General features: G+C 38.5%; 10 protein-coding genes. 5 read left to right on the forward strand and 5 right to left on the reverse strand.

What is annotated here, in order from left to right:
- Positions 1-72: 72 nt before the first annotated feature.
- Complete coding sequence (gene poxB, locus I6F10_RS03765) at positions 73-1797, reverse strand: ubiquinone-dependent pyruvate dehydrogenase (protein ID WP_165743752.1); 1725 nt, start codon at positions 1795-1797, stop codon at positions 73-75.
- 315 nt (positions 1798-2112) lie between these two features.
- On the opposite strand from poxB, the gene I6F10_RS03770 reads away from it, so the two are divergent.
- Together I6F10_RS03770 and I6F10_RS03775 are read left to right on the forward strand one after the other, a co-directional pair.
- Positions 2113-3768, forward strand: a complete 1656-nt coding sequence (locus I6F10_RS03770) for an RluA family pseudouridine synthase (RefSeq protein WP_165743753.1) — start codon at positions 2113-2115, stop codon at positions 3766-3768.
- Between the two features lie 176 nt (positions 3769-3944).
- Entirely contained in the window at positions 3945-5864 is a 1920-nt protein-coding gene (locus tag I6F10_RS03775) for a tetratricopeptide repeat-containing diguanylate cyclase (protein WP_165743754.1), read from the forward strand.
- 36 nt (positions 5865-5900) lie between these two features.
- Here I6F10_RS03775 and I6F10_RS03780 read toward each other — a convergent pair whose 3' ends face one another.
- Genes I6F10_RS03780 through I6F10_RS03790 form a run of 3 tightly spaced genes read right to left on the reverse strand, consistent with a single transcriptional unit; the run spans position 5901 to position 6717 of the window.
- Positions 5901-6119, reverse strand: a complete 219-nt coding sequence (locus I6F10_RS03780; RefSeq protein ID WP_007377212.1) for a DUF6500 family protein — start codon at positions 6117-6119, stop codon at positions 5901-5903.
- Between the two features lie 29 nt (positions 6120-6148).
- Positions 6149-6403: a hypothetical protein gene (locus tag I6F10_RS03785; protein WP_165743755.1), complete on the reverse strand. Its 255-nt coding sequence runs from the start codon at positions 6401-6403 to the stop codon at positions 6149-6151.
- A 59-nt stretch (positions 6404-6462) separates the two neighbouring features.
- Positions 6463-6717: a hypothetical protein gene (locus I6F10_RS03790; protein WP_165743756.1), complete on the reverse strand. Its 255-nt coding sequence runs from the start codon at positions 6715-6717 to the stop codon at positions 6463-6465.
- A gap of 346 nt (positions 6718-7063) precedes the next feature.
- Between I6F10_RS03790 and I6F10_RS03795 the strand changes: the two genes are divergently transcribed.
- On the forward strand, positions 7064-7489 hold the full coding sequence (locus I6F10_RS03795; RefSeq protein ID WP_008134499.1) for a hemerythrin domain-containing protein: 426 nt from the start codon (positions 7064-7066) through the stop codon (positions 7487-7489).
- Between the two features lie 94 nt (positions 7490-7583).
- Here the strand turns inward: I6F10_RS03795 and I6F10_RS03800 are convergent, their stop codons facing one another.
- Entirely contained in the window at positions 7584-7997 is a 414-nt protein-coding gene (locus I6F10_RS03800; RefSeq protein WP_002960120.1) for a hypothetical protein, read from the reverse strand.
- A gap of 417 nt (positions 7998-8414) precedes the next feature.
- Here I6F10_RS03800 and I6F10_RS03805 point away from each other — a divergent pair, with 417 nt between their 5' ends.
- On the forward strand, positions 8415-10775 hold the full coding sequence (locus I6F10_RS03805) for a TonB-dependent receptor (RefSeq protein WP_165743757.1): 2361 nt from the start codon (positions 8415-8417) through the stop codon (positions 10773-10775).
- Positions 10776-10799: 24 nt separating this feature from the next.
- Positions 10800-12953, forward strand: coding sequence for an FAD-dependent oxidoreductase (locus tag I6F10_RS03810; RefSeq protein ID WP_165743758.1), 2154 nt, complete (start codon positions 10800-10802; stop codon positions 12951-12953).

The raw sequence follows: 12953 nt of genomic DNA on the forward strand, positions 1-12953 counted from the left end.
AGCAAATCATAGAGGACATTATTGCTTTATACTTCCCTATTGAGCAAAAGTACTCAATAGGGGAGTAACTAACTAGCGTGACCAGTTAGTTTTGGCAAGCTCTACAATCTCGTTACCTTTACCATTTATTAACGCCTTCATCATGTAAACACTAAAGCCTTTTGCTTGCTCTAATTTGATTTGCGGTGGCATTGAAAGCTCTTGTTTTGCAGTATCGACTTCTAAAACAACAGGTCCTGAGTGGTTCATCATCTCGTTCATTGCTGATGGTAATTTTTCATGGTCATCCACATGAATCCCTTTTAAGCCACAAGCCTGTGCAATGTTAGCAAAACTTGGGTTTTCTAAATCGGTATCGCTTGATAAAAACCCACTGGCTTTCATTTCCATAGCTACAAAACTAAGTGAGCGATTATTATAAACAACAATCTTTATTGGTAAATTAAGCTGCTTAAGTGAGATTAAATCCCCCATTAACATCGAAAAGCCACCATCACCACACATTGCAATTACTTGGCGATCTCTATCAACAGATTGAACCCCCATTGCCTGCGACATCGCATTTGCCATAGAGCCATGATTAAACGAGCCAATTAAGCGACGCTTACCATTCATTGATAAATAACGCGCAGCCCACACTGTTGGCGTACCTACGTCACAAGTAAAAACAGCATCGTCAGCTGCTTGCTCGTTGAGTAAACGTGTTAGGTATTGCGGGTGAATTAAATTTTGCGAGGTTTTGCCACTGGCAAGTTCATCAAGATCTTGTCGAGACTCTTTGTAGTTTTTAACACATTTTTGTAAGTGCGAACTTGTCCGTTCACCTTTAATATAATCAAGCAGTGTGGTCACTGAATTTTTAGTATCCCCTAACACGCCACAGTCAATTTGCACGTGTCGCCCGAGTGACGCAGCCTGATTATCAATTTGTAATATGGTGGTATTTTCGGGATAAAAAGCACGATAAGGAAAACTAGTACCAATCATTAATAACGTATCGGCTTCTTGCATTGCATGATAGCCCGATGCAAAGCCAATAAATCCGGTCATACCAACATCGTAAGGATTATCGTATTCAATAAATTCTTTACCGCGCATGGCATGCACTATCGGTGCTTGTAATTTTTCGGCTAGCGCAACAATTTCGTCGTGGGCATCCTTACAACCAGCACCACACAATAAGGTTACTTTTTTACTTTTATTAAGATGAGTCGCCATTGCTTCAATATCAGATAAAGCGGGGGTATACGTTGCTGGTTTTGGCACGTTCCATTTTGGCTTAATAGCATTAGGCATATCTTTTAATGCAATGTCGCCAGGTAGCACAAGTACACTCACGCCTTTATTTAATATTGCTTGTCGCATTGCTGTTTCTAGCAGGTACGGCATTTGCTCAGGGCTCGACACCATTTCACAATACACACTGCATTCTTTAAATAATTCTTGCGGATGGGTTTCTTGAAAATAACTACTGCCAATTTCAGATGAAGGAATATGTGCGGCAATTGCTAATACTGGTACATTATTGCGCTGACAATCAAATAAGCCATTAATTAAATGAAGGTTACCTGGCCCGCAAGAACCCGCACACACCGCAAGCTCGCCTGATAAATGGGCTTCGCCACCAGCTGCAAATGCGGCAACTTCTTCATGTCGCGTACCTAGCCATTCAATTGTTTCCATTTTTCGCAGACTTTCACTAATGCCGTTAAGTGAATCGCCAGTTACTCCCCAAATACGTTTTACGCCAGCTTGTTCGAGGGTTTTAGTGATAAAACTTGCGATATTTTGACTCATAATATAGAACTCCTAAATATTCAGTTATTCTGTAAATTGATTTTTCGTCTCTGATCTATCAGGTAAGTCGTCGTTTCGAAATGCGCTCAATTATTGAGAATCGATAAGCTTAAATATTTTGATAATGATAGATATATTACTACTGAGACTTTACTAACAAACGCCTAAGTCTGCTGCGCCCCATACTGATACATAAAACATGAATGTCCGCTTTAAAGTGTTTATGAATATGCGGGTGCGAGATTTTTAGTGGCTTAACTATGAATATGTTATTATGCGCTCAATTATTTTACTGAATGCTTTTCTCTTACTTCTATGCCAAATTCTGCTTCTTGCTTTACATTATTTTCTCAAAATATTGATGCTCTCGCGCTTCCTGAAAAGTTTACTTTCCCTTTTTATTACGAGCCGCAACCATTAGCTGTAGCAGCCACAAAACAATTACAGCAACAACTTGAAACGTTAACGCATTTAAAAGCAGAAAATGCAGGTAAAATGTTTGGGGTTTTAGTGGTGCAAAATGCTAAGCAACAATTAGGCTTTTTAAGCGCTTATTCGGGGCAAATTGAAGGTGATAAAGGCAATATTAGCTTTGTGCCGCCTGTTTCTAGTATGCAGCTGCAAGACGATACCTATTTGGCTCAAAGTAAAATAATTAACGATATTAATGCTCAAATTGAGCAATTAGAAAATAATGAACAACTGCTTGAAGTTAATAGCAAACTTGATGATGCAACACAAAGCTACCAGCAAGCACTATTAGCCCAACAGGCAGTAATGCAAGCCGGTCGTCAGCAACGTAAAATACAACGTACCGAAGGCGAATTAGAGCTTAGCGAAAGTGATTTTGAGCAGTTAAAAAATAAGCTTGCAGGGCAAAGTATCGTAGAAAAAAAGCAACTGCTGGCACTTAAAGCCTATTGGCAAAATATAATCGAGTCACTGCAGCAAACACACATCAATATTTCTGATGAAATTGCTCATTTAAAAAAGCGCCGTAAAACGCTTTCTAAAAGCTTACAAAAAAAGTTATTTGCGCAGTACCAATTTTTAAATGCAAATGGTGAAACTACAGACTTAAATGCCATATTCGCAGCATTACCTGAGCACACTCCTCCTTCGGGTGCTGGCGATTGTGCAGCGCCTAAATTATTACAATACGCCTATAAACATGACTTAAAGCCACTTGCTATGGCAGAGTTTTGGTGGGGAGCAGCACCTAAATCAGCAATTAGGCAGCATAAAAACTACTACCCTTCTTGTTACAGTAAATGCCAACCAATACTTGGGCACATGCTAAAGGGTTTAATGGTTGAAGATAACCCGCTACTTATCAACCCAGCTCAGGGTAAAGATTTAAGTATTGTTTATAAAGATGACGACTTACTTGTGGTAAATAAGCCCGCTGAGTTTTTATCAGTGCCTGGCGTTAATATTGATGACTCAGTTTATATGCGAATCAAAACGCAGTTTCCAGAGGCATCAGGCCCACTAATTGTACACAGATTAGATATGTCGACTTCTGGGTTATTGATGATTGCACTTAATAAACGCGTGCACAAAGCACTGCAAAAGCAGTTTATTGAACGCACCATAGATAAACGTTATGTCGCATTAGTTAATGGTAACGTAGCTGAGGATAGCGGAGTAATTGATTTACCCTTAGTGCTCGACTTTGATGATAAACCGCGCCAAATGGTGTGTTACACACACGGTAAGCCATCACTTACTACCTGGCAGGTTTTAGAGCGTAACAACAATATTACCCGATTACAGTTATACCCTAAAACAGGGCGAACTCATCAATTAAGAGTGCATTGTGCACACAGCTTAGGTTTAAACATGCCAATTATAGGCGACACACATTACGGGCAAAAAGCCGAACGATTACATTTACATGCAGAATACTTAGCATTTACTCACCCTATTACGCTCGAGCGATTAGAGTTTGAAGTAGCCGCTGATTTTTAATAAAACCCATAACTACAGCGACTATATTATACAATGTGTTTGTTTTTATTAATTAAATTGATATCGTTTGTGGTCTTATTTTTTCAATGAGAAGTATAAAAACTGTTCAAACCCAAGTTTATTAAGCACTGTGAATAAGTATTTCAATAATAAAAATAAATCAGCAAAGGATTAACATGGCTAACAATACACAAATAAAGCTTTTAGGTAATACTTTATGGGCAAAGTATATTGTTCTTCTTTTATTTTTACTTTTTAGTAAACTTGCCTCTGCTAACGGCGATTCATTAAATGCAACTTCACATGCGCTAGACTTTGACACAACTCAAACTCTCATCAATAACATAAAACTAAATGAATTAGACTATCTTCAAAATGGAGACAAACTCACTCAAGCGTTTAAAATAAGCAAAGATCAAAATTGGGAAAAGCTTCATTTAGAAGCGGCCGCTTTGTATGCGGAGTTACTTTTTAGACAAGAAAAATACGCAGCGTTAAATACTCACTTATCCTATTACTTAAAGAACAAAGAGTTACCAAACCAAAAAAGTGTATATTTATTATTTCTCGAATCACAACTCAAGTCTCTAGCGAGGGATGCAAACCCAGCTCCAGCACACAAGCTAGCCACAAAATTAGAAGAGAGCCTGCAACAGCATTCATCTAAAGAAAAAATTATTATTTTACGAGCACTTGCTTACTATTACACCGATACAGACGCATTGAAAAAGACCCTAAATGTTGCACTAGAGGGGCTAGAATTAGCATTAAAAGATGACGACTCAGCATCTCAGGGATACTTTTTTAGAAAAATAGCCGATGCATATAATTATCTAAACGAAAAAGACAAAGCCATATATTATGCAAAAAAAGCGGTTGCGGCATATGAGCAAACACAAGACGGGCTTTTTACTGCAAAAGCATATTGGAGTTTAGGCAATATATTGCTCGAGATAAAAAAACCTAAAGATGCCTTAATATACCTAGACAAAGCATTGCTCTATTTTAAAAAAGCTAATATGCAAAAAGGCTTAACCTTTGCCCAATACTCAATTGCTAGCATTGAGTACTTACAAGCAAACTACGATAAAGCTTTAACTTTAACTAAAGAGAACATTGAGCTTGCTCGTTCTGCAGGTGTACACGACATGCAACTCGCATCGCTCATTTTGTTAGCTGACATATATATAAAACTAGATTTACTTGATCAAGCAAATGAAGCAAACGATGAGGTATTTTTAAACTTAGATAAATTCAGCCGCAGTATTTATAAAGCCGATTTTTTAAGTAAACGCTATGAGCTAAAGCGACGCCTTAACTACACTAACGAGGCTTTTGAAGCAATTGAACAAAAGCTCCTTTATACAAAAAAACACTACGAAGCTACCAGTGAAAGTAATATAAAAACACTACAGGTACAGTTTGAAGTAAAAGAAAAAGAAGAAAAAATACAGCAACTAGAGTACGAAAAAGACATTAGTGAACTACAAGCTAAAGAAGAGTACCAACAAAAAATAATTTGGCGACTCAGCGCTGCTATTGCGTTTATTTTAGTGATTGCTTCATTATTTTTATTTTATCGGCAAGCTCGACAACGTCAAAAATATCACGATATTTCATTAACAGATTATCTAACAAATAGCCCTAATCGCAGAGGAATAATGCGCGCAGCAGAAGCAAAGCTTGATGAAGGTAAAATGACGATAGCAATTGTTGACTTAGACTACTTTAAAAAAGTTAACGACCAATTTGGTCACGATGTTGGAGATTTAGTTCTTATTTCCTTTGCAAAGGCTGCAAAAGAAACACTAAGTGGTGATCATCAGTTTGGCCGCTACGGCGGCGAAGAATGGTTGTTTGCACTAAATTCGGTTGACGAACTAGCTATTCGAGATATATTTGACCAGCTAGCCACTAGGTTTACCGAGCATTGTAGTAATATAAAAGACCTTCCTAGTAATACAAAAATCACTTTTAGTGTGGGAGCCTCTGTAAGTAGCCCTTTAAAAAGCACACTAGATGTTCTTATTAAGCATGCAGATAAATTACTTTATAAAGCAAAAGAAAACGGCAGAAACCAAATCGTTGTTGATTAGATAAATACAGCTAAAAGTACTTGCTCAGTTAATTGACTAAAGTCCATCTAAAACCATCTGTTTAATTTTATGTGCTTTTACAAAATGATCTAATTTATGAGTGTGTATCCACCAAGTAGCGGCCTCCATAAGTAGCTCTGGGTCGTCGTTTTTATTGGCAAAAAATGCATAAAAAGAAAGCCCTACATTTTCGCCTTTAGCTGCTATTTTTTTATCGCACACAGTAATTATTTTTGCTCTTAGTTCTTCCCTCATACATACCTTATTTAATTATACTTTTACTATTAAAATACGCCATTTAAAAAGCTAACGATTAGCTGTAAAAGGCTTCTATCAACCAAGCCATGATTCTCAAGCTCTTTATTAGGCGTATTTACTTTTGCAGCTTTGCATTCATTATCTAATGTCTCATTTTTACGTGTATCGGTTTCGTATGCAATATCTGCTTGTTCCATACATTTTGCCGAGCCTGCGTAAGGCTGCGCCGCACAAGCGCTTAGTAATAAAAAAAGTGAAATTGCTATCAATAATTGCTTCATAAATAATCCTATTTTTACGCAACTTATTTACTTTAAATTACAGCTGCAAGTTAGCCTATTTACTTTTCTACCACCATTACAAAAAATTCAAAAAAGAACGTACCGATGGCATCAAAAAAAGTGTTATTTTTTTCATCCTTTTTAATTTGTGCGCTAATGCATTGATTGTAAACCTGTGAGCTTGTTTGAGCGCCATTTCGATCAACCATTTCAGCCTCTTCAATGCATAAGTTAGAGTCAGAACGCGGGGCTGTACTACATGCACTCAGTAAAGCGCACAGTAGTAATGCGGCGACGGGGCTTTTTATGTTCATCCTTAAACTATCCTATTAAGTTAACGTGCTACCTGCATTTATACCGATTGATGTTATATGTGGGAGTAACATATAGGTTGTACCTAAATAACGCTGTTACTTTATCACTGCAATAAAATAAACAACCAGTAAATATTTGTAAGGTTCTGTAGGAATTTATACTCACTTTTATAATTGAACTACGCAAAAGCCTGAAATTATTGCATTCATATCACTGTAAAATTTACAGTGATCGCAGCCAAAGAATAAAAAATTAAATTAAATTTATTAAAATACAATAACTTAATATTTGGCATTTAGTTTGCTAGTTAATGATATAAGCAAATAAATTGTAAAAGGACTAGTTATGAATATTTTTGAAGCACTACGTCATGACCATGACAAACAACGAGAATTGGTAGATGCGCTTATTCAAACACACGGCGACACAGAGCAGCGCCACACGCTAATGGATGAGCTAAAAACAGAATTAGAAAATCACGCAAAATTTGAAGAACGTTACTTTTATAACCCACTTATGTTTGATGACTTAACTCATGAAAAAGCGCGCCACAGCGTAGCTGAACATCACGAAATTGATGAATTAATTGAACAACTTGAAGATACCGAAATGAGCTCGTCAGCATGGTTAGTTGCAGCTAAAAAGCTACACCATTTGGTACATCATCATTTAAGTGAAGAAGAACACGAAGTGTTTCAATTAGCGGGTAAAGCACTTACCGAAGGGCAAAAAGAGAGCCTTGCTGAGCAATACAACGACGCAATGCATTAGTTGCATAACATGCAAACCTACTTCCACACACTCCCTGTGTACTTATTGGTTATAAGCCCTATGGCTTATAACCAATTTTTTTGCATGTACTTTATTACTTTACAGTAAATTTCACGTCTTGGTCGCGTAATAAGTAAAGTGCAAAACACGCAGCCCACATTGGCCATGCAGTAAAGAATAATAAGTTATTAAAGCCATCTATGTACTGGTTGTACGAAGAAAGTGTAGATAAACCATGCATTACAAAAATGATACCGTACGTTATACGCTTTTTAATACCTGCTAAAAATGCTAAAACAAGCACTAACTGCACCGCACCAATAATGTAAGCCACTATATCTGTAGAGCCACTAATACCGTAAAAATGTTCAAAAATACGTGCGCTATGCCCAGGATTAACAAACTTATCGAATGTCCACATAACCATTACAATAAACACGCCTAAACGCAAAGATAAAAGTGACCACTGCAAACGGTTTTGCACATCAGAATTCATTGAACCTGTCATAAAATTTCCTTAAATGAATATTAATAAACGTAGAAGTAAGCTAGACCGTATAAGTTATTTTTATTTCAAAAATTTTTAATTAAATTCATTAGTTAAGCCATGCTGTACTAAAAGTGAAGCTTATTTAAGTAATTTAAAAATGCTGCATAAAAGTTAACTCTTTTAAAATGTTAGCAGGTTGAAAGTAGTCTATAATTAATAAATCCTATTAAAAGCAAACATTTACATTCACTCTAATACAATCGCCCTATTAATATTTTATCGACTAATAAAACAATAGTACTTAATTACCAACTTTGTAATGCATCTGTTTTGTTATGTTCTAAAAAACAAAAAGAATCAAAATTTTACTGAAAGTTATTTTTAATCCTTTCGGTCTTTATCGCCAACAACATTTTAACCGTAGAGAGAAAACGTTTGAAACACGCATATTTAGCACTTTCCCTAGCCACCATATTAAATACACCACTTAATGCTTTTGCAGCCGAAGAATCAAAATCAGCAAAAGAAGGCGCAATTGAGCGTATTGAGGTGGCAAGCCAAGTTATTAAATCTCAAGGTCTTTCGGTTAAAAATGCCACTGTAGACGGCCCTTTTGGCGACAACTTAGCTCTACGAGATATAGCTCGTTCAGTAACACCAATTTCAAGCGAGTTAATAGAACAACTCAATATTACGACTTTACAAGATGTACTTGCAGTAAGCCCTAATACCTATTCAGCCAGTGGTTTTGGGGCACCAAGTTTACCTACTATTCGTGGGCAACTAGGTGAGCTTTTCCAAGATGGTACACGCCGCCAAGCAGGTAATAATGGCTTTGGCGTGCCGTTATCGTTCAACTCTATAGAACAAATAGATGTAGTAAAAGGCGCGCCACCGGTATTATTTGGCTCAAGCCAACGCAACGGTGGTTTTGTAAACTTACATTCTAAAAAAGCATCAACTGACGACAGTAAAGGCAAAGCAACGGTATCTGCAGGACGATGGGATCAGTACAGCGTTTTAGTTGATTACAGTGCACCTATAGTAAAAGACAAAGTAGGTTTTAGAGTAAGCGCTGAACACATTGATAACGGCAGTTACTACGACTTTTCGGGCACGAAAAGCGACAGCCTATTTGCAGCACTTAAGGTGTTACCTGATGACAAGAGCAGCTGGGATATTAACTTTGAGTTATACCAAGTTGAATTTACCGATAACGCAGGTATTAACCGCCCTACTCAAGCCTTAATTGATGATGGCCTTTATATTACCGGCCAAGGCGTGCAAGCCAATGGCAGTTCAGTTCCAACGGCAGGTTCTATTGTTTCACCTACTGGGCAAGTAAAAATAGACCGTAGTACAGTACTTACCGACCCTGACAATCAAAACGAAGCCACTACTTATTTACTACACAGCATTTATAAGCGTGAACTTTCAAACAATGCATCTATAAAAAATATTACGTATTTTCAGCACTTACAACGCGAAGAAATTGCACAAAATAGCTTTGTTGAAATTATAGATGGTGCCGATACCGCGCAAAACCGTACCGAACTGACTTACCAATGGAGCAACGAACAGCAAACAATTTTTGCTTTTGATGTGCGTTACAACCGCGTGCTAGGCTACAGCCAATTTACAACAGAAGCCGACTTACCTATTGATTTAACTGGCCCAATTTCAAATCGCCGCATTCCTTTAACTGATGCACAACAAGCACGCTTTGTTGAACTTCGCCCAGGTGTATTTGTATCGCCGGGTGGTCAGTACGATATTAATAACGACGGCAGTGGCGACTTTAACTTATCAGACACTACCGATTCGCGCTCATGGCAAACGGGTTTTGCTATTCAGCAAGATTCTGATTGGACTAATAAGTTTCATACAAGTGTTGGCTACCGCGTTGATTTTTATGACGTAGAAGCAAACGACCCAATAGCACCTGTAGGGCAAATTGCCGCCAGCGACAGCATTAACGACACTTTGCATTCAGGGCAAGTAAGTTTTAATTACCGACTCAGCGATGATTACACCACTTATGGCGCAGCAAGTTACAACGAAGCCACATCAAATAGCATGGCTGGCGGCACTACACTTGGTGGCGACAATACCATTAGTGCACAAAATTTTGCCACCGAAAATACCCTAGTTGAATTTGGTTTAAAATATGCACCAACCAATAGCGATTGGTACGCTGATGGCGCAATATTTAGTCAACGCCGTAGTTTACGTAACCGCGATGGCAGTAATACCGGTATTCGCACCACAGGTTTTGAAAGCCAAGTATTTTACGATGCCTACCCGTACTGGTTAAGCGCAGGTTATAGCTACATTGACGCCCGCTACGATAATTCTGCAAGTAGTCAAGATTCTGCCCAAGTAGCCGATGCATTTGACAACTCACGCCCTGATATTATTGCAGGCACCAGTGTGGGCGCTCCTAGTTTTACCGCATTTGCGCCTTCAAGTAGCCAAGTTCAAGGCATTCCAGAGCAATCTTTTAGCTTTAACGGAAATTATTCAATTAATTCGAAATGGCAAACGGGTTTTTCAGGTCTATATACAAAGAGTTACCCATTAGACTTTTTGGCAACCGTACATATTCGCGATCAGTACACATTAAACGTAAATACTAGCTATGCTTTTACGCCTAGCACCAAGTTACGCTTAGATGTAAACAACGTTACCAATCAAAAAAATTGGCGCCCTGTATTTGAAGGCGGTTATTTTGGTGCAACCTTGGCTTTTCCTGAATTACCAATAAACGCCAAGCTGACGCTTACGCATAATTTTTAAAGACAAGTTTGAAAGAGAGAGAACATGATTAAAAAAATACTTTTGTTATTAATTGCAGCGGTCGCCATCGGCCTGTTCTTTCATTTTGATTTGCACCAACTACTTACGCTTGAGGGCTTAAAAGGCTCGATGGATCAGTTTAGCCAATATAAAGCGCAATCTCCGCTATTAATAATTGGCGGATTCTTTTTATTGTATGTGGTGGTTACTGCATTGTCTTTACCGGGCGCGGCTATTTTAACACTGGCAGCGGGTGCTTTATTTGGCTTAGTTGAAGGCTTATTGGTTGCATCGTTTGCATCAACCATAGGTGCTACATTGGCCTTTTTAGTATCACGTTACTTATTGCGCGACACCATTAAAAAGCGATTTCCTGATCGTTTAGCAGCCATTGATGCAGGCGTTGAAAAAGAAGGCGGCTTTTACTTATTTACGTTGCGTTTAGTGCCGGTGTTTCCGTTCTTTTTAATCAACTTGTTAATGGGCGTAACAGCCATCAAGTCATGGACTTTTTACTGGGTAAGCCAAGTGGGTATGCTAGCCGGTACATTTGTATTTGTTAATGCAGGTACTCAGCTTGCTCAAATAGAGAGTTTATCGGGCATTTTATCGTTGGACTTAATTTTATCATTCGCTTTATTGGGCGTATTCCCATTTATTGCTAAAGGGATCTTAAACGTGTTTAAAAAACGTCGTGTATACAAAAACTATACTAAACCTAAAAGCTTCGACCGTAACATGATTGTTATTGGCGCAGGCGCAGGTGGTTTGGTAACAAGTTATATAGCCGCTGCTGTTAAAGCAAAAGTAACCCTTATTGAAGCGGGCGAAATGGGCGGTGACTGTTTAAACTATGGTTGTGTTCCAAGTAAAGCAGTCATTAAAAGCGCTAAAATTGCAGAACAAATTCGCCATGGTGAAAACTACGGCCTAGAAAATGCGACACCGCAGTTTTCGTTCAAAAAAGTAATGGCACGTGTACATAAAGTTATTGCCGATGTAGCACCGCACGACAGCGTTGAGCGTTACACCAACCTAGGCGTAGATGTTGTAAAAGGTTACGGTAAATTAATCGACCCGTGGACTGTAGAAATTAAACTTAACGACGGTGGCACGCAAACACTCACCGCTCGTACTATTGTTATTGCCACTGGCGCACGCCCGTTTGTACCGTCACTACCTGGTATTGAAGAAACAGGCTATGTAACAAGCGATACATTGTGGAATAAATTTGCAGAGCTAGATGAGGCACCTAAAAAACTTGTAGTACTTGGTGGTGGTCCAATTGGTAGCGAATTAGCACAAAGCTTTGCACGTTTAGGTTCAAGCGTTACGCAAATTGAAATGGCGGAGCGCATCATGATCAAAGAAGATCTTGAAGTGTCTACTTTTGCTCACGAAGCGTTAACCGAAAGTGGCGTTAATATTTTAACATCGCACCAAGCACTAAGCTGTGAAGCTCGCGATGGTAAAAAATATATTGTTGTTAAACATAACGACAAAGAAATAGATATTGAATACGACGAGCTATTATGTGCCGTTGGTAGAAGTGCACGCCTTAAAGGTTACGGTCTTGAAGAGCTAGGCATTGAAACAAACCGCACAGTAGTAACTAACGAATACCTAGAAACACTGTACCCTAATATTTTTGCAGCGGGTGATATTGTAGGTCCATACCAATTTACACATGTGGCAGCTCATCAGGGTTGGTACGCAGCGGTAAATGGCTTATTTGGTCACCTTAAAAAGTTTAAAGTAGATTACCGTGTTATTCCGTGGACTACGTTTATTGACCCAGAAGTAGCACGTGTTGGCTTAAACGAGCAAGACGCAAAAGACAAAGGCATAGATTACGAAATTACTCGCTTTGAATTTGAAGAGCTAGACCGTGCAATTACCGACAGCGCTACAAAAGGCTTTATTAAAGTGATTACACCCAAAGGCAAAGACAAAATATTGGGCGTTACCGTGGTATCTGAACACGCTGGCGATTTAATTGCTGAGTTTGTACTGGCAATGAAACACGGCTTAGGTCTTAACAAAATACTCGGTACTATACACAGCTACCCTACTTGGGCTGAAGGAAACAAATACGCAGCAGGTGAGTGGAAACGCGCTCATGCACCTGAAAAAGTGCTTAACTTGCTTGAAAAATACCACACATGGCGCAGAGGCTAA

Origin of the sequence: Pseudoalteromonas sp. SWYJZ98, from assembly GCF_015864495.1 — a bacterium.
In the GTDB taxonomy this organism is placed as follows: domain Bacteria; phylum Pseudomonadota; class Gammaproteobacteria; order Enterobacterales; family Alteromonadaceae; genus Pseudoalteromonas; species Pseudoalteromonas distincta.